16 protein-coding genes are annotated in these 19,878 nt (G+C 33.7%); 15 read left to right on the top strand and 1 reads right to left on the bottom strand.

The annotated features are described in order from the left end of the window. Window positions 1-19: 19 nt before the first annotated feature. Window positions 20-2,116, bottom strand: coding sequence for an LTA synthase family protein (locus QO182_RS07145; protein WP_371560735.1), 2,097 nt, complete (start codon window positions 2,114-2,116; stop codon window positions 20-22). 192 nt (window positions 2,117-2,308) lie between these two features. Here QO182_RS07145 and QO182_RS07140 point away from each other — a divergent pair, with 192 nt between their 5' ends. The 15 genes from QO182_RS07140 (at window position 2,309) to hisB (ending at window position 19,848) form a co-directional block, all read left to right on the top strand. After that, window positions 2,309-2,746: a thioredoxin family protein gene (locus QO182_RS07140; protein ID WP_371542066.1), complete on the top strand. Its 438-nt coding sequence runs from the start codon at window positions 2,309-2,311 to the stop codon at window positions 2,744-2,746. Between the two features lie 2 nt (window positions 2,747-2,748). Continuing rightward, on the top strand, window positions 2,749-3,738 hold the full coding sequence (locus QO182_RS07135) for an FAD:protein FMN transferase (protein ID WP_371560733.1): 990 nt from the start codon (window positions 2,749-2,751) through the stop codon (window positions 3,736-3,738). Beyond that, entirely contained in the window at window positions 3,731-3,940 is a 210-nt protein-coding gene (locus tag QO182_RS07130) for a DUF4266 domain-containing protein (protein WP_091429927.1), read from the top strand. Before QO182_RS07135 ends, QO182_RS07130 begins: the two co-directional genes overlap by 8 nt. A gap of 9 nt (window positions 3,941-3,949) precedes the next feature. Beyond that, complete coding sequence (locus QO182_RS07125; protein WP_371560731.1) at window positions 3,950-5,344, top strand: DUF3570 domain-containing protein; 1,395 nt, start codon at window positions 3,950-3,952, stop codon at window positions 5,342-5,344. An 11-nt stretch (window positions 5,345-5,355) separates the two neighbouring features. Beyond that, window positions 5,356-6,018: a response regulator transcription factor gene (locus QO182_RS07120; RefSeq protein ID WP_371542074.1), complete on the top strand. Its 663-nt coding sequence runs from the start codon at window positions 5,356-5,358 to the stop codon at window positions 6,016-6,018. A gap of 6 nt (window positions 6,019-6,024) precedes the next feature. Further along, window positions 6,025-7,419, top strand: coding sequence for a sensor histidine kinase (locus tag QO182_RS07115; protein WP_371542077.1), 1,395 nt, complete (start codon window positions 6,025-6,027; stop codon window positions 7,417-7,419). Window positions 7,420-7,477: 58 nt separating this feature from the next. Continuing rightward, window positions 7,478-11,812 (top strand): CusA/CzcA family heavy metal efflux RND transporter, encoded by a 4,335-nt coding sequence (locus QO182_RS07110; protein ID WP_371542080.1) that lies wholly within the window; start codon window positions 7,478-7,480, stop codon window positions 11,810-11,812. Window positions 11,813-11,822: 10 nt separating this feature from the next. Further along, window positions 11,823-12,941: an efflux RND transporter periplasmic adaptor subunit gene (locus QO182_RS07105; RefSeq protein WP_371560730.1), complete on the top strand. Its 1,119-nt coding sequence runs from the start codon at window positions 11,823-11,825 to the stop codon at window positions 12,939-12,941. Window positions 12,942-12,950: 9 nt separating this feature from the next. Beyond that, a complete protein-coding gene (locus QO182_RS07100; RefSeq protein WP_371542085.1) occupies window positions 12,951-14,069 on the top strand; it encodes a VIT1/CCC1 transporter family protein in 1,119 nt (372 codons plus the stop codon). Between the two features lie 68 nt (window positions 14,070-14,137). Then, window positions 14,138-14,647: a hypothetical protein gene (locus QO182_RS07095; protein ID WP_371560728.1), complete on the top strand. Its 510-nt coding sequence runs from the start codon at window positions 14,138-14,140 to the stop codon at window positions 14,645-14,647. A gap of 274 nt (window positions 14,648-14,921) precedes the next feature. After that, entirely contained in the window at window positions 14,922-15,779 is an 858-nt protein-coding gene (hisG, locus tag QO182_RS07090; RefSeq protein WP_371542089.1) for an ATP phosphoribosyltransferase, read from the top strand. A gap of 94 nt (window positions 15,780-15,873) precedes the next feature. Then, window positions 15,874-17,166 carry a histidinol dehydrogenase gene (hisD, locus tag QO182_RS07085; RefSeq protein WP_371542092.1) on the top strand — a complete coding sequence of 431 codons (1,293 nt, stop codon included), beginning with the start codon at window positions 15,874-15,876 and terminating at the stop codon, window positions 17,164-17,166. After that, window positions 17,156-18,211 carry a histidinol-phosphate transaminase gene (gene hisC / locus QO182_RS07080; protein ID WP_371560726.1) on the top strand — a complete coding sequence of 352 codons (1,056 nt, stop codon included), beginning with the start codon at window positions 17,156-17,158 and terminating at the stop codon, window positions 18,209-18,211. The genes hisD and hisC overlap by 11 nt, the downstream gene beginning before the upstream one ends. 29 nt (window positions 18,212-18,240) lie before the next feature. Next, window positions 18,241-18,675 (top strand): DUF2846 domain-containing protein, encoded by a 435-nt coding sequence (locus QO182_RS07075; protein WP_371542097.1) that lies wholly within the window; start codon window positions 18,241-18,243, stop codon window positions 18,673-18,675. A 36-nt stretch (window positions 18,676-18,711) separates the two neighbouring features. Then, a complete protein-coding gene (gene hisB / locus QO182_RS07070) occupies window positions 18,712-19,848 on the top strand; it encodes a bifunctional histidinol-phosphatase/imidazoleglycerol-phosphate dehydratase HisB (RefSeq protein WP_371560724.1) in 1,137 nt (378 codons plus the stop codon). Window positions 19,849-19,878: the final 30 nt, after the last annotated feature.

Here is a 19,878-nt window from a genome sequence, read left to right as displayed (position 1 = left end):
TACAGGCTTTTTTATTTGTTTAATTTTTTTGGTATTTCTTTTTCTTCAACATATCCGAAGCAGTTTGATAGAATGAGATCGTTTCGTTTACTAAATCTTCCCTTTCGTTCGCTAAAGGTTTCTGATCATAATACAATTGGAAATCATCTTCAATTCCTTCTTTAGGCAATACTGTCAATTGAAATTGTTTTACTTGTTGTTTAGGAGAAATGATGGTCAAGATATTATCCTTAATCATCCCTAAATCCTGATATGTTGCAATTAAAGCTCTAGGTTTATATTCTGCTTTTAAAACATCTTGCCCAAAAAATTTGCTTTGGTAATTGAAGTTCAACAGCCCAAAAACAGTTGGCATAATGTCAATTTGAGAAACAAGATTAGTATAGCGTTGTGGTTGTATAAAACCGGGGCTATAAATCATAGCAGGAATCCTGTATTTATCAACTGGAAGTTCTGTTTTACCAGCACTTGATGCACAATGATCCGCCAAGATGACAAAAACAGTATTGGCAAACCAAGGTTGTTTTTTGGCCATTTCAAAGAATTTTTTCATGGCATAGTCCGTATATTTCACACCACCATCTCTGGATTTTGCATCTCCAGGAATATCAATTTTATTATTAGGGTAGGTAAATGGCCTATGATTACTAACCGTCATTATGTGATTGAAAAATGGCTTGTTTTCCTTAGCCTCTTCATTCATTACCTTGATAGCTTTATTATACATATCTTCATCACATACACCCCAAATATTGTCGAAAGTGATTTCGTCAGGGGAGAACGTTTTTTTGTCCACAATGTCATAACCATTACCAGAAAAGAAATCTTCCATATTATCAAAGAAAGCATCACCTCCATACAGGTATTTTACATTGTAGCCTTTTTGTTTGAATACATTTCCTGTTGAGAATTTGTCCTTGTTATCTTTTCTTTTTACTACGCTTTCACCGGCAGTAGGAGGCAAACACAAGGTTACAGCTTCCAGACCACGTACCGTTCTATTCCCTGAGGCATAAAAATTAGTAAACAATAAACTTTCTGAAGCTAAACTATCCAAAAATGGGGTTAGATTTTTATCGCTACCATATATTTTCATGAAATCAGCACTATAACTTTCAATAGTAATTAAAACGACATTTTTATGGTTTTCAGTCGCAGCACTTTTAATGTCTCTTAAGGTAGATTCACCAGTTAGACCAGGAATTTGTTCTCCTAATAAGGCATAGACTTCTTTTTCCGGTAGTGTTTTATAAAATTTAAAATAGTCTAATTCACTATTCATAAAAGCCAAATAAAATTTATAAACTCCATTGGCCTGCAACTCGTTTGAAAATATATTTTGGGAATTTTCATTGGTTGCTAATGATGGAATAGCCAAAAGGGAAAATCCAAACAATACAAAATACAAACCTGAAATTTTGACTTTTTCAACAAAGGTAGGAATACTGTCAATGTAGGATTTTGATCTCCCAACAATAAAATAGGTAACAATTCCCGCAATAATAAATAAGCCTGTAAATAATGGAACTACAGGATAAGACTCCATTATGTTTCCTATTACCTCATTGGTGTAAACCAAATAATTTACTGCTATGAAGTTATATTTTACTCCAAATTCATTCCAGAAAAAATATTCGCTAATTGCATTTTGCAAGATTAAAACGACAAACAAAAACATAACAAAGCTAAACAACCAAAACCTTACTTTGTTACGGTATTTTGGTAGAAAAAGGAGTAAGCCAAATAGAAACGTTTTAATTCCAATGAAGATTAAACCAATTTTAGGCAGTGCACCACCATATTCATTAAGAATTGATTTTCCTGAGGCTATATAAAGAAATAAAGCCACAAAAAGACCAAAAATGGCGTATCCATAAGGTTTTAGGTATTTTGTATTTGATATAAAAATCAAGTACAACCATAGAAAACCACTTGCGATAATGAATACAAAGAAATCAGAAACGATTCCTAAAGTAAAAATTTTTAAGGAGTCAATAAAAGAAAATGATGCCTGAGTAATGGGATGAAAGAGCAATACAATTCTTAAAATAAAACTGACTACAACATAGAAAAAGATTAGATTGTAGAAAGGGGATAGTTTTTTTAAAAAAGACATAGATATTTTTTTTGGTAAAATTAGGTAATTTGTTAAAACAACCTACTAGTTTACTGTGCTATCTATTCTTAAATTTAGCTTAAGAACATTTAACTTTAACAATAAGTAGCTTAGAATTGAGTTAAATTTGTTGACAATTGAAGTGCAAAATTAGTAATAAATAGTTCTTTATAGAATTTAAAATAATACACAATGAAAAATAAAATGGCATTCTTATTATTGTTCATGGTAACAATAGGATATTCTCAAAAATGGAATACTGATTTTAGTAAAGCGACAACTGAGGCCAATGCTCAGAATAAGCCAGTTATATTAGTTTTTGCAGGCTCAGATTGGTGCGCTCCATGCATAAAATTGGATAAAGCTATTTGGCAATCCGAAGCATTTAAAAGTTATTCGGCAACAAATTATATTCTTGAAAGAGCCGATTTTCCTAAAAAGAAACAAAACCAATTGACAGAAGAATTAAAGAAACAAAATCAAAATTTAGCCGAAAAATACAATCAAGACGGTATTTTTCCCTTAGTTGTTGTTTTGGATTCTAACGGTAAAGTATTAGGTAAAACAAGTTATAAAAACGTGACTCCTGAAGAATATATCGAATTACTTAATTCATTTATAAAGGGATAATAATGCGACAGCTCTCTTTAATTTTAGTCTTATTTGCTAGTGTAGCAGTTACAGCGCAAGTCACGCAAAAAAGAACGTTGTCCATGCTGGGCAGTCCGTTTGAAATGATTGTTGAAGCAAAAGACATTCCTCAAGCTGATACTTATATTGACATGGCTGTAGCCGAAGTGTCCCGCGTTGAGAACTTAATTTCAGATTGGATTCCGACGACGCCAATTTCTGAAGTCAATAGAAATGCAGGAATAAAACCAGTTAAAGTACCTCAAGAAGTATTTGATTTAGTACAACGTTCCATAAAAATATCTGAATTAACTTCAGGTGCTTTTGACATTAGTTATGCTTCTATGGATAAAATTTGGAAATTTGATGGCAGTATGACCAAAATGCCATCTCCAGAGGAAATTAAAAAATCGGTAGAGAAGGTGGGATACAAAAATATAATTTTGGATGCTAAAAATTCTACTATTTTCCTTAAGAACACAGGAATGAAATTAGGACTAGGAGGAATTGGACAGGGTTTTATTGCTGATAAAATAAAAGCATTGCTTGTTTCAAAAGGTGCAGTCGCCGGAATCGTAAACATATCTGGTGATATTAATACTTGGGGAAAACAGCTCAATGGAGAAAAATGGAAAGTTGGAATTAAAAACCCATTAAATAAGGACAAAATTTTCGCCACTTTTCCGCTGGAAGACAGTGCTGTGGAAACTTCAGGAAGCTATGAAAAATATGTGACTTTCAACGGAATTAGATATTCTCACATTATAGATACCAGAACCGGTTATCCTGCTTCAGGAGTGATTAGTGTTACTGTTTTTGCTAAATCAACAGAATTTGCTGATGCATTAGCTACTGGTGTTTTTGTAATGGGAGTAGATGTAGGATTGGATTTAGTCAATCAATTACCAGGAATCGGTTGTATATATGTCGATGATAAGGGAAAAATATTCGCTTCAAAAAATATAGATTTAAAAAAATTCAAAAATGAATAAACTAGCTCTTTTTATAATCGTTTTAGTCACTATGCAATCGTGTGTTGCGGTGAAAGAATATGATAAATTATACATTAACGATCCTGACATGAAGTTAGCGGCAAAACCGTCTGAGAAGTACGAAACCACTTTTCAGGTGTATCGTGAGGCTGCAGCAGGAGCCAATGGCGGAAAAACAGGTGGTGGATGTGGTTGTAATTAATATAGTAAGATGAAAAAAATAATATTTGTGCTGGCTTTGTTAATAAACATGGCTGCTATTGCCCAGGTCAAAGACTCAACGACTACTTTTAAGAAGAGAGTTTTAGAAAATACCGAAGTAGATCTTTTATTGAGTTACTACAATCAAGATGGTGAGCATTCTGCCGTTGGTGGGGGGACAGGCTCAGAGAAACTGTCTGACATCGCTTCAAATATCGTGGTTGCTCTTCCGTTAAATGACGATGATGTCCTAACTTTTGATGTTGGAGTTTCGGCTTATACGTCTGCGTCTTCAAGTAATATTAATCCGTATGATGCATCAGGAGTTTCAGGAACGGCTAGCCCAACTCCTTGGCAAGCCTCATCGGGAGCTTCACAAAGTGACCAATTGGCGTCTATTAGTGCAAATTACAGTCATAATTCAGATGATCGAAATAACATCTGGAATGCTGATGTTTCTTTTTCTAATGAGTATGATTACACTTCAGTTGGCTTTGGAGGTGGTTTTACCAAATTATTTAATGACAAAAACACCGAAATAAGCATTAAAGCCAATGCGTATTTAGATCAATGGAGACCTATTTATCCTACTGAATTAAACGAATATGCAAAGTATGGAGCTAATTTTAAAAATACCGGAATCTTTTCTGGTGTTCCTATATTAGATCAAAATGGTGCGACATCAAATGCATATTTACCATCGGCATTTGAAACTTACGGCAAGTCAAATAGAAATTCGTACTCGGCTTCTTTTTCATTCTCTCAAATTCTTACAAAAAAGATACAAATGTCTATTTTTATGGATATTTTGCATCAGGAAGGTTTGTTAGGAACTCCATATCAAAGAGTGTATTTTGCTGATAAAGCAAATTTTTATATAGGTCAGTCACAATATATTCCAGTATATTCTACCTCAGAAAATAAAGGAGTATATCAATTAGCCGATGACAAAGAGCGACTACCAAGTACCCGTTTTAAAATTCCGATAGGAGCACGACTAAATTTTTATATTAATGAATACGTAGTCGCCAGAACCTATTATAGATATTATCAAGACAATTGGGGGATTCAAGCGCATACAGCCTCAATTGAGTTACCTATTAAAATTAGCTCCAGCTTCACTGCTTATCCTATGTTCCGCTACTATACTCAAACGGCTTCAGATTATTTTGCGCCTTATGAAAAACACCTTTCAACGGAGAATTATTATACTTCAGATTATGATTTATCAAAATTCAACAGCAGTCAATATGGTTTAGGGTTCACTTATACTGATATTTTTACGCGTGCTAAAATCTTTGCTTTAGGATTAAAATCAATAGATTTACGATTAAATCATTACTCAAGAAGTGATGGGCTTTCGGCAAATATTGCTTCTTTAGGTTTTAAATTTGTACTGGAATAAAAAACAAGGGTATGCATATTTTAATAGTGGAGGATGAAGCAGGTATTGTTCAATTTCTCCAACAAGGTTTAGAAGAAGAAGGCTATCAAATTACCAGTGCTTCTGATGGATTACAAGGGTTTGAACTCATTCAGAAGCAGCAATTTGATTTGATTCTTTTGGACTGGATGTTACCCAAGATTAGTGGGTTGGATTTGTGTCGAGCTATTCGAAAAAAAGATAGTACCACGCCAATAATATTTTTGACGGCCAAAGATACGGTTCAAGAGACAATTGAAGGCATTAAGGCTGGAGCCAATGATTATATCAAAAAACCGTTTAGTTTTGAAGAGTTAGTGGAACGCATTAAAATTCATTTTCGAAATCAGAATGAACAGGATATTTTAACTCTTGGAAGAATACATATTGATATTGCAAAACACATTGTTTTATCCCATGAAACTGAAGTACAGCTAACTAATAGGGAATTTAATCTTTTATGTTATTTAGTTAAAAATAAAGGTAAAGTATGTACTAGAAATCAAATTATAGAGGATGTTTGGGATATTCATTTTGATTACGACACTGGTGTTATAGATGTTTTCATTAACGCGATCCGCAAAAAATTAAATTTAAAAATAGAAGAGGACTATATAAAAACAATTCGTGGTGTAGGTTACATCGCAAATGACTAAATATTAATGCAACAATTTTCATTCAAAAATAGAATTGCCTTCAATTACATTATCACCACAGCTTTATTGATTTTTGTGGTGTTTTTTACTATTTATTCTATCGTCAAGTTCAGCGTTTACAACCATCTTAATAATGATATTGGTAATGAGGTAAAAAATCACTTAAACGAAATTGAAGTAAGAAATAGTTCTATTTTTCTTATCCATGAGGAAGAATGGAAGGAAAGAGAGCACAACACTGTTGATGTAAACCCCGTTTTTATTCAGTTTTTAGATACTAAAGGAAATCTACTTGAAAAATCACCCAACTTAAAAAAACAAAACTTAACGCTTCATAAGAATATTGAAGACAAGGAATTATTTGACACTAAATTGTTAAATAACAAAATTCGTCAAATACAGATTCCGATATACCAGAATACTGAAAAAATAGGCTATTTATTGATTGCGATGTCTCTGGAAGATGCCACAATGGTCCTTCAAAATTTATTCGAGGTATTGATTATTGCTTATCCCTTAATTCTAATTGTACTCTTTCTGATTGCAAGATTTATTGCCGGAAGAAGTATAAAACCGATCAGTTCTATCATTGAGACTTCTAATATCATTACCAAAGATAATTTAATATCCAGGATTCCATTACCTCAAAACCGTGATGAACTTTATGTTTTATCTAAGACAATAAACAATTTATTAGATAGAATTGAAAATACGATCGAAAGGGAAAAAGAATTCACCTCTGATGCTTCACATGAATTAAGGACTCCGTTGACGGTAATAAAAGGGACGCTGGAAGTTTTAATAAGAAAGCCAAGAAATCCCGCAGAGTACGAAGAAAAAATTAATTTTTGTATTTCTGAAGTAGATCGCTTAAACAATTTGGTAGATCAATTGCTGTTGCTAGCTCGGTTCGAAAATCAAAAACAAAGTTTAAAAAAGGAAAAATTTTGTTTAAATGCAGTTATTCTAGACTCAATTTCAAGATATTCGAATACAATTCAAACTAAAAATATTCAGGTTATAACTGAATTCAAAAAGGACTACTATATTAAAACGGATGTTTATTTATTCTCAATAATAATTAACAATTTGATTTCCAATGCGTTAAAATACTCAGATAAAAATGCTAAATTAGCTATTGCCATTATAGAAAAAAATAACAAGATTGAATGCAGTATAATCGATTCTGGTATCGGGATATCGTCTAAGGATGTTGAAAAAGTGTTTAATGCGTTTTTTAGATCAGATGCAACTGATCATCCTGAAATTAAAGGAACGGGATTAGGTTTGTCAATAGTGAAAAAATTATCCTTATTACTTTCTATTGATATTCAAATTTCAAGTCAGGAAAACGTGGGAACGGCAGCAAAGTTAATCTTCTTAAAAGAAGACCTTAAGTAGTTCTTAAGACAAACCTTACCTATTTACTGTATTTTTGAAATATAAAATAAAGTGAAAAATGCTTGAAAAAATTATTGCTTTTAGTCTTAAAAACAAACTTATTGTTTTATTATTTACCTTAGGAATTTTCGGATTTGGAATCTATTCTATTTTCCAAATTTCTATAGGTGCTGTGCCTGATGTAACTAATAATCAGGTACAAGTGATTACTACTTCAAGTAATCTTTCTACTCAAGATATTGAACAATACATCACGTATCCGGTAGAAATTGAAATGGCAAACTTGCCAGGCGTGCAAGAAATTCGATCTATTTCTAAATTTGGTTTGTCTGTGGTAACCATTGTTTTTGACGATGACTTAGGAACCTATTTACCCAGACAATTAATCGCCGAAAAAATAAAATCGGCATCAGAGAAAATTCCAGCGGGTTTTGGAACACCTGCAATGGGACCGATTACCACAGGACTTGGAGAAATTTATCAATATACGCTAGAAGTAAAACCCGAATTTAAAAACCTCTATTCAGTAACCGATTTAAGAACCATTCAGGACTGGGTTGTAAAACGCCAATTATCAGGGATAAAGGGAGTGGTTGAAATAAATACCTGGGGAGGCTACTTGAAGCAATATGAAATTGCGATTACGCCTTCTAAGTTAAAAGCCATGAACATCAGTGCTACAGATGTTTTTACGGCGCTTGAGAATAACAATAGTATTGCCGGTGGTGCTTATATCGAAAAAGTAAATCAGAGTTACTTCATTCGAGCCGAAGGAAAAGTAAAATCACTAGCCGATATTGAAAATATAGTAGTTAAGAACTTAAACGGAATGCCTGTTTATGTAAAAGATGTGGCTGATGTCCGTTTTGGTTCTGCCAATCGTTTTGGAGCAATTACAGGTAACGGAGAAGGCGAGAAGGTACTCGGACAGGTGATGATGCTGAAGGGTGCCAACTCTAAACAAGTAATAAATGATGTAAAGGACAGAATTGCCGAAATCCAAAAATCTCTACCACAAGGAGTTTATATTAACGGATTCCTAGAGCGTAGTGAGCTTGTTGGTAAAACGACTTTTACAGTTGCAGAGAACCTTATTCTAGGTTGTTTAATCGTAATTTTTGTCGTAGTCCTATTACTGGGTAACTGGCGTTCGGGATTAGTGGTAGCCTCGGTGATTCCGTTGTGTTTATTATTTGCTATTTCGTTGATGAATATTTTTGGAATAGATGCTAACTTAATGAGTTTAGGGGCAATCGATTTTGGGATAATTATTGATGGAGCCGTCATTATCGTTGAGTTTATTGCCTTTCAAATAGCCAGTAAAGCAAACCAATTAGGCCCAATGTCTAACGAAGATCGCCAACTTGAAATTGATCAAATCACCTATAAGAGTGCTTCTAAAATGATGAATTCAGCTATTTTTGGACAATTGATTATCTTGATTGTGTTTATTCCAATTCTTTCTCTATCAGGTATCGAAGGTAAAATGTTCAAACCTATGGCGATGACTTTTAGTTTTGCCCTAGTGGGAGCCATGATTTTTTGCTTTACTTATGTTCCTGTCGTCTCTTCACTTTTTTTGAAACCTAAAGAAGAAAATCCTAACTCATTTTCCAGTAAATTAATTCGAAAATTAAATTCTTGGTATCTTCCTGTTATAACATGGGCTTTAAGTAATACTAAAAAAGTATTGTATGGCGCTTTGGGATTATTAGTGATGGCAGTAGTTCTCTTTACTACAATGGGAGGAGAGTTTATTCCCACTTTAGACGAAGGAGATTTTGTTATTCAGCCCGTTTTAAAAACAGGAACTTCCTTGACAAAGACGATTGCTACAACTACTAAAATTGAAAAAATTATTCTAAAAAACTTTCCTGAGGTAGATCAAGTGGTCAGTAGGATAGGTGCCGCCGAAGTTCCTACAGACCCTATGAGTATGGAAGAAAGTGATATTATAGTTAAGCTAAAGCCAAAATCAGAATGGGTATCAGCAAAGAGTAAAGATGAACTTGCAGATAAAATCAAAGCAGCGATTGAGAAACAAATTCCAAATATGGAAATTGAATTTACGCAACCAATCGAAATGCGTTTCAACGAATTAATTTCGGGAACCCGTTCTGATGTGGCTGTAAAAGTATTTGGTGAAGATTTGAATGTATTAGCTAAGAAAGCACATGAAATCAAAAAAGCAATTGAAAAAGTCGAAGGAGCTTCAGATATTATTATTGAAAAAACGGAAGGCTTGCCGCAAATGAGCGTACGATATGATCGTTCTAAAATTGCGCGATATGGTTTGAATATTTCAGAGTTGAATGATATGATTGCGATGGGATTTGCCGGAAAAACAGTGGGTAATGTATTTGAAGGTGAAAAACGATTTGACATGGTAATCCGTTTGGATGAAACCAATAGAACCGATATTAATGACTTGAAAAATTTATATGTTTCAACTTCTACTGGAGAGCAGATTCCGTTACAGGAATTAGCAAATATTGAATATACTGAAGGCCCAGCAAAGATTTCCAGAGACAATACAAACAGACGAATTGTCGTGGGGATTAATGTGAGAAATAGAGATCTACAAAGTGTCGTCACTGATATTCAAAATATTATAAATAAAGAAATCAAACTACCTCCAGGTTATTATGTTCAATATGGAGGACAGTTTGAAAACCTTCAAAGTGCCAAAGCCAGATTAATGGTTGCGGTTCCTATAGCCTTAATCTTGATTTTCATCTTATTGTATTTTGCCTTTGGTTCTATCAAAGAAGCTTTAATGGTATACTCAGCAATTCCGCTTTCGGCAGTGGGTGGAGTACTATTTTTATGGATGAGAGGGCTGCCTTTTAGTATATCAGCGGGTGTTGGTTTTATAGCGCTCTTTGGTATTGCAGTATTAAACGGAATCGTATTAATCGAACATTTTAAAGAATTAAAACATCAAGGAATGAAAAATATTGATGAACTTATATTGAAAGGAACTACAGATAGATTGCGCCCTGTTTTGTTAACGGCAGCCGCTGCAGCCTTAGGATTTTTACCAATGGCAATATCTTCTTCTGCAGGAGCAGAGGTTCAAAGACCTTTAGCTACAGTCGTAATTGGAGGATTATTTACAGCAACAATTTTGACTATGGTAGTGCTACCAATATTATTTAAAGTTTTTGATGGAAAAGAGTTTAAAAAGGCAAAGTTTAAAAAACATCATAGTAGCTCCTATTTAATTCTATTGTTGTTGAGTACGTCGTTTGCTTTTTCACAAAATTCAAATCCCGAATTAGACAGTTTGATAGGAAAAGGGATTACTAATAACCAAGGGCTAAAAGCGTATCAATTGCAGGTTGATAAATACCAGGCCAATATAAAAAGTGCTTATACCTTTGACAAAACCAATATTTACTACAATTACGATCAGAATAATTTAGCTTCCAATAATGAACCATTGAAGATTTTTGGAGCGCAACAACGCTTTTCTTTTCCAACGGTTTATGGAGCACAAAAAAAAGTAAATGAAACGGAATATGAAAAGGAAAAAGCCAACTTTGAAATTCAAAAAAACAAACTTTCGTTAGAAATTTCTAAAGTATATTATCACATTGTCTATTTACAAAACCAGGAAAAATTATACTTCTATTTGGATAGTTTATATCAAAATTTTTCAAAAGCAAGCGACAGACGTTTTGAATTAGGTGAAACCAATTATCTCGAAAAAATAACGGCACAAGCCAAATTTCGACAAATAAAAACAAGTCTTTCTCAAATTGAAAATGATAAAAAAGCAAAGTATGATTTGTTGTATTCCTTGATTCAAACGGATGAAAAAATAGTCATAAAAAACAATTCGATCAGTCCGCTATTTAATTCAACTGAAGAATTAAGTAAAAGTATTCATAACAAATATTTAGAGAGTGTTACGAATAATTATAAAAGCCAAATTAAACTTGAAAAACAACATTGGTTACCTGATTTGCATTTGGAATATTTTAGAGGGTCCAATAAAGGTTTGTCACAATCACTGAATGGCTTTCAGATCGGAATTGGAGTTCCACTTTTATTCTCCGGAAATATTTCGAAATCAAAAGTAGCTGAGCTAGAATTGCAAAGCTGGGAGCAACAAAGGCTAAATGAAGAACAAAAAAGAGAGCAGTTTGTAAATCAAAAAAAGAACGAATTAGCAAAGTATCAGGAAGCAATAAATTATTACAATCAATACGGAAAAAAGTTATCGGATGAAATTATTAAGGTGGCGAATTTAAGTTATAAACACGGAGAAATAGATTTCTTTCAATACATTCAAAGTTTAGAGAACGCAACCACTATTCAAGTAGAATATCTAGACAACGTACTTCAATTCAATGCGACCCAACTCGATTCACAATATCTTAATTTCTAATACCTTAAAAATGAAAAAAGCACTATATATATTCGCCTTATCAACCGTTCTATTGTCATGCAAGGATACTAAAACAGAAGAAGCAGTTGTCAAGGATGACACCATGGTTACTGTTACTGCATCGCAATTTAAATCTTCGGGAATGGAAGTAGGAAGCCCTACGGAACAAGACTTTGAAGTAACTGTAAAAACAGCTGGAAAGATTGATGTTCCGCCGCAAAACAGAGCCAAAGTAACAACTTTCGTGGGAGGTAATATAAAATCAACTACGCTATTAGTTGGAGATAAAGTGAGAAAAGGACAAGCACTATTAACTTTAGAAAACACAGAATTTTTAGATGTTCAAAAAGAATATTTGGAGATAGCAGAACAAATTAAATATCTAAAATCAGAATACGAGCGTCAAAAAACATTGTTTGACGAGAAAATTACTTCTCAAAAAAATTACCTAAAAGCCGAAAGTGATTATCGCAGAGCAAAAGCAATGTATCAAAGTTTAAGAGCCAAATTGCAGCTGTTAAGTATTAATCCTGCAAACGTCGAAAACGGTAAACTGACTTCGGTAATTACCATTTACGCGCCTATTTCGGGTGATATCGTGGTAATGAATGCCAACGTTGGGATGTATGTAGCGCCTTCGGATGTTATGCTTGAAATTATTCAAACAGAACATTTGCATTTAGAGCTAAATGTATTCGAAAAAGACATTTTAAAAGTAAAAGTGGAACAAGATATCAATTTTACGGTTCCAGAAGCTACAAAAGAAGTATTCCATGCCAAAGTACATTTAGTAGGGAAATCTATTGAAGGGAATGACAGAACAATCAATGTTCACGGGCATTTAGATGATAATATAAAACAAAAATTAATTACAGGGATGTTTGTGGAAGCGGCTATTGTGGTAGATTCTAAAAAAGGGCTGGCAATCCCTGCTGAAGCTTTAATTACCGAGGACAACAAAAATTTTGTACTTTTATTGAAGCAAGAAAAAAATGAAAGTTATTTCTTAAAAAAGATAGCGGTAAAAATAGGCGAGAAATCAGAGAAATTTGTTGAAATTCTACCTGGCAACCAAATTAATTCTTCCTCTAAAATTTTAACAAAAGGCGTTTTTGACGTGGTTAATTAATTGTAAAATATGGATTTAAGTAAATTGAAAGGTCAATTGCAAACTGAAGTTGACACCGCTTTCCTTTATGATAGTATCGCCAAAATTCAAGAAGATGAGAATTTAAACAGAGTCTTGCGCGGTTTGTCGGACATTGAGAAAGGACATGCGCAACATATGTTGAATAAAGTACGAACAATTGAAGCAGGATATAAAATGCCTGCAGCATCTTCAAGAGCTAAATTTCAACTAAAATTAGGTAAGCTATTTGGTTACGGATCTATAATCAGTAGTTTGTCAAGTATCGAAAAACAATTTGCTGTCAATTCGATAAAGAATAAAATTGAAAAAGGAGAGAAACCTACTGGTTTTGAACACAATCATCTTGACATTATAGAAGCGGTAAATAACAATGCCGCTTTAAATGTGTCTGGAGGTTTTCTTTCTAAATTTGAAAGCCGCCATAAATCAGTAGGAGGGAATGCATTGCGTGCCGCTGTTTTAGGCTCGAATGACGGCTTAGTTTCAAATATGAGTTTGGTCATGGGTGTTGCTGGAGCAGCAGTTTCAAACAATACGATATTACTAACGGGGATAGCAGGCTTAATGGCTGGTGCTATTTCAATGGCATTGGGAGAATGGCTTTCAGTTCAAAGTTCAAGAGAGTTAAATCAACGCCAAATCGACCTAGAAACGGAAGAGTTAGAAGCATCTCCTGAAGAAGAAAAAAAGGAATTGGTTTTATTATATCAGGCCAAAGGAATGAATGTTGTTGAGGCACAGAAACTGGCAGATAAAGCATTTGAAAGCCATGAAACAGCCATTGATGCAATAATTACTGAAGAATTAGGTATCGACAAGGAAGAATTAGGAGGCTCAGCCTGGGAAGCGGCAATTGCTTCCTTTGTTTTATTTTCAATTGGCGCTATTATACCTTTATACCCTTTTATGTTTTTAGATGGGAAAAATGCTATACTTTTGAGTGTCGGTAGTAGTGTTATCGGACTTTTTGGAATTGGTGCTGCCATTACTTTATTGACGGGGAAAGGGGTTCTGTTTTCGGGATTCAGACAAGTTTTTTTCGGATTAGCTGCAGCTGCCATTACTTATGGTATTGGATCGTTGATTGGAGTTTCGCTGGCGGGTTAATGATTACACCATATCAAGTCGCACAAATTTATTCAAAAACAGATTATTAATTATTTAAATACAATACTATGAATGATGCACATTTACACCTAGTGGTAAACCATTTTCCAATTATCGGAACAATCTTAGGCTTGGGAATTTTGATTGCTGGATTGCTTTTAAAAAATAATTCAGTCAAAAATACTGCTTACATAGTACTTGTAGTCGCCGCTATTTTTGCATTTTTAAGTATGTATACTGGCGATGGAGCTGAAGAAATGGTGGAAGATATGCCAAATATAGGCAAACAAATCATCCATGAACATGAAGAATTAGCAGAAAAGTTAGCCTTGTTATTATATGCAACAGGAATTTTTAGTTTAGTAGCGCTATACACAAGTGTTAAGAGTCATAAATTTTCTAAAATGGCATCTTATATTACACTTGCCTTAGCTTTAGGTACCGCAGTGTTAGGATCAAGTGTAGGAACTTCAGGTGGAGAAATTCGTCACACTGAAATTCGTGATAATGCAGTGAATTCAGCTATTGAAAACGGCAATTCGAACTCAGAAAGCACTACTAACGAAAAAGAAGAATAATATTTTTTAACAAATTAGCAAAATTAAGTTAAACTAAAAATTGCTTTTTAATCAAAAAAGCTTTTATATTTGCAGGAGTAAAGAAAAACAAAAAAATTATGTTCGCAATACAATTACATCATCATCATTTCCATTATTGCTCTCAAGCGATGTGTTAATGATATGGTTGTAAGTCATCATATTTTAAAACCCGTTTGAGTACATCAAACGGGTTTTTTATTTAATATCCTTTGTGCTCAAACATAATATTATAAACAAACTAAAAAACATTACAATGAGTACATTAAAAATTGCAATCCAAAAATCAGGACGTTTAAACGAAGACAGTATTCAGATCTTGAAAGATTGCGGGATTTCTATTAACAACGGAATCGACCAATTAAAAGCCGAAGCTTCTAATTTCCCTCTTGAAGTTTTATATTTAAGAAACTCAGATATTCCTCAATATTTGATTGATGGAGTGGTAGATATCGCCATTGTTGGTGACAATTTATTGGTAGAAAAAGGAAAAGGAATCCAAGTGATTCAAAAACTAGGTTTTTCTAAGTGTAAAGTATCTGTTGCTGTTCCTAAAGCATTTGAATACAACTCAATTCAAGATTTAAACGGATTACGTATTGCGACTTCTTATCCTAATACTGTGATTGAATATTTCAATTCTTTTGGAGTAAACGTAGATATCCACCAAATATCAGGTTCGGTAGAAATCGCTCCTAATATTGGTCTTGCAGACGCCATTGTTGATATTGTATCCAGCGGAAGTACTTTATTCAAAAACAACTTAAAGGAAGTTGAAATTATTTATAAAAGTGAAGCCGTATTAGCGGTTTCTCCTAAAGTTACTCCTGAAGTTCAAAAACTAATTGACACTTTAAAATTTAGAATAGAATCAGTTTTGAGAGCACGTAGATCAAAATATATTTTGATGAACGTTCCTAATGATAAAATTGAAGCTGTTGGTAAAATCCTTCCAGTATTACGTAGTTTAACCGTTTTGCCTTTAGCGCAAGAAGGATGGAGCAGCGTGCACTCAGTAATTGATAAAGATACTTTTTGGGATGTTATTGATCAGTTGAAAGACGCTGGAGCCGAAGGGATCTTGATCTGCCCAATTGAAAAAATGGTACTTTAATTAAGTAGTAATTCATAAGTATTAAGTTCTTTAATGGTTTTTATGCTCTGAGCAACTTTAAACTCTTAAACTCTTAAACTTTAAACTAAAAATTATGAATAAAATATACAACCCAACACCAGAAACTTGGTCTGACATACTAGAAAGACCAACTAAGACGGTAGACGATATCGAACTTACCGTAAAAGAAATTTTTAAAGAAGTTCAGAAAAAAGGAGACGAAGCTATTGCAAAATACACTTCGATTTTTGACGGTGTCAATTTTGAAACCCTGGAAGTTTCCAGAAAAGAAATTGAAACTGCTGTTGCTGCTGTTCCTGCTGAATTGAAAGAAGCGATTCAGTTAGCTAAAAGCAATATAGAAAAGTTTCATGCGGCTCAAAAAACGGCCAAAGTTGAAGTAGAAACAGTAGAAGGAGTTAATTGTTGGCAAGAAAAAAGACCAATTCAAAAAATCGGATTGTATATTCCTGGTGGGACAGCTCCTTTGTTTTCAACAGTTTTAATGTTAGCTGTTCCTGCAAATATTGCAGGGTGCAAAGAAATTATCTTGTGTTCACCTCCAGATAAACAAGGAAATATAAATCCTGCAATTTTATATGCCGCTCAACTATGTGGTGTTACTAAAATTTTAAAAGTAGGAGGAATTCAGGCGATTGCCGGAATGACCTTTGGTACTGAAACAATCCCGAAAGTATATAAAATATTTGGACCAGGAAATCAATTTGTAACTGTAGCAAAGCAATTAGCAACCCAGTTTGGCGTAGCAATTGATATGCCTGCAGGTCCATCAGAATTATTGATTGTAGCAGATGATACTGCTGTTGCAGCTTTTGTCGCTTCTGATTTATTGTCTCAAGCAGAGCACGGTGCTGACAGCCAAGTGATTTTAGTTTCTACTTCAAAGAAATTAATTGATGAAGTCGAAAACGAAATTCAAATCCAGTTAGACGCTTTACCTAGAAAAGAGATTGCTGAAAAGGCTATTGCCAATTCGAAATTGATTTTTGTAGAGAATGATTCCATTGCATTAGAGCTAATTAATGAATACGGACCAGAACATTTTATTATTTGTTCAGAATCAGAAGCATTTTTTACAGATGGAATTGACAATGCAGGTTCCGTTTTTATTGGTAATTTTACTCCGGAAAGCGCTGGTGACTATGCTTCTGGAACAAATCATACTTTACCGACAAATGGCTATGCGAAGAACTATAGTGGTGTAAATTTAGATAGTTTTACCAAAGCTATGACTTTTCAAAAAATATCCAAAAAAGGGATACAAAATATAGGAAAAGCGATAGAAATCATGGCGGAAGCTGAAGGTTTACAAGCGCACAAAAATGCAGTTTCTTTAAGATTAAAAGCGATTGAAGATGAAAAATAATTTTGATATCAATACATTAGTTCGTGAAAACGTACTAAAAATGAAGCCTTATTCGTCTGCCAGAGATGAATTTGAAGATTTTAATACCGCCGAAATGATTTTTTTGGATGCCAATGAAAATCCTTTTGAGACTGGAGTTAATCGCTATCCTGATCCGCAACAAGCAAGCGTAAAAGCAGTTTTGGCAAAGCAAAAAAATATTCTTCCAAATCAGATATTACTAGGGAACGGAAGTGATGAAGTACTGGACTTACTATTCAGGGCTTTTTGCGAACCGAATAAAGACAATATAATCTCTTTACCTCCAACCTATGGAATGTACGGTGTTTTGGCAAATATTAATGCCGTAGAGAACAAAGAAGTATTTCTTTCCACTGATTTTGAACCGCAAGTAGATGCTATTTTAGATGCTGCAAATGAGTATACGAAAATTCTCTTTTTATGTTCTCCTAATAATCCAACAGGAAATTCCTTTTCAGATGAAAGTGTAGTGAGCTTGCTACAGAATTTTAAAGGTTTAGTCGTAATTGACGAAGCCTATATCGACTTTTCTAATAAACAAAGTTGGCTGAATGAATTAGATGAATATCCAAATTTAATTATTACTCAAACTTTGTCTAAAGCTTATGGTTTAGCAGGTATCCGTTTGGGAATTTGCTATGCTTCAAGTCAGGTGATCACGATTTTAAACAAAATTAAACCACCTTACAATGTAAACGAGCTCACTCAAAAAAGAGCTTTGGAACGTCTATCTGACCAAGAAAAAATACAACTTGAAATTGACTCTATTGTAGTACAAAGAGAGGATTTGATTAAAGTTTTACATAAAGTGAAATTTGTATCTAAAATATATCCGACTGAGGCTAATTTTATTTTAATTAAAGTAGATGACGCTAATAAAAGATACAGTGAGCTAATCGCTAAAGGAATTGTTATTAGAAACAGAACCACACAACCTTTATGCGAAAACACTTTACGTTTAACTATTGGAACAGCAAAAGAAAATAAAAAGTTGATGGAGGCTTTGTTAGCCATTAGTTCATAATTATTTTGATAAAAATTAAAACCATAAAAATGATAACCATAAATAAAAAATTGATCTTGACACTTTTTATTTCATTAAGTGTTAATTGTTTTATGAATGCGCAAGACATAGAAAAAACAGAAACTGGAAAAATATATTTTCTGCGTTCGACTGGTTTTGCAGGATCTGCCGCGGCATTCAAAACATTTATTGACGGAGAATTTGTTTGTAAACTAAACAACAAAAAGTACTCTGTACATGAAGTTTCAGTAGGTAGCCATGAATGTTCTGTTCAATTTGGCGGTAAAAAATCAAAAGACAAAGCTGAAAAATTCGAGGTTAAAGTAGAACCAGGTAAGATAACTTATGTACAACTTGTCTTTGAAACTGGAGTTTTAGTTAATAATATTTATTGCGAGGAGGTAACAGAAAATACTGCCAAACAGAAAATGACAAAAATGGAAGAAGATGCAAAATGCTTGTAATATTATAAAAAAGCGTTTTTAATAAATACTTATACAATGAAAAAAGTACTTTTTATAGATCGTGACGGAACTATGGTTTTAGAACCGGAAGGATATCAATTAGACAACTTATCTAAATTGGAGTTTTATCCAAAAGCATTTCAATATTTAGCTAAAATCGCGAAAGAATTGGAATACGAATTGGTAATGGTGACTAATCAAGATGGATTAGGAACGGACAGTTTCCCGGAAGATACTTTCTGGCCTACTCAAAATTTCATTTTAAGAGCTTTCGAAAATGAAGGTGTTCTTTTTGATGATATTTTCGTAGACCGTTCGTTTCCTGAGGATAATGCGCCAACGCGTAAGCCAAGAACTGGAATGCTATTAAAATACATTGATAATCCTGCCTATGATTTAGCGAATTCTTTTGTGTTAGGAGATCGTTTGACTGATGTGGAATTAGCCAAAAATCTAGGTGCAAAAGCAATTTTCCTTAATACAACAGAAGGAATAGGAAGTAATGAAATCGCTTCTAAGCGGGAAGAGTTAGATGAAGTTATTACTTTGCAAACAATGGATTGGAAAGTGATTTACGAATTTTTAAAATTAGAAGCTCGTTCTGCAACGATTGAAAGAAAAACTAACGAAACGGATATTTTTATCAGTTTAAATCTGGATGGAACTGGGAAGAGCAAAATCGAAACTGGAATTGCTTTTTTTGACCATATGTTAGACCAAATTGCGCGTCACGGGCAAATGGACTTAGAAATCCTTGTTAAAGGCGATTTAGAAGTAGACGAACATCATACAATTGAAGATACGGCGATTGCTTTAGGCGAAGTTTTCGCAAAAGCGTTAGGTAACAAATTAGGCATTGAGCGTTATGGTTTTTGTTTACCAATGGATGATTGCTTAGCACAGGTAGCCATTGATTTTGGAGGCAGAAACTGGTTAGTTTGGGAAACCGAATTCAAACGTGAAATGGTAGGTAAAATGCCAACAGAGATGTTTTTACATTTCTTTAAATCCTTCTCGGATGGAGCCAAAGCTAACATCAACATAAAAGCTGAGGGACAGAACGAACATCACAAGATTGAAGCTATTTTTAAGGCTTTTGCCAAAGCAATAAAAGTTGCCGTTAAACGGGATACCGAGAAAATGATTTTGCCAAGTACGAAAGGAATGCTTTAAAAAAGTTGTTTCAAGTTTAAAGTTTCAGGT

The sequence above is a fragment of the Flavobacterium sp. Arc2 genome (genome assembly GCF_041431385.1).
GTDB lineage: Bacteria > Bacteroidota > Bacteroidia > Flavobacteriales > Flavobacteriaceae > Flavobacterium.
This window is presented reverse-complemented; position numbering and strand designations above follow the sequence as displayed.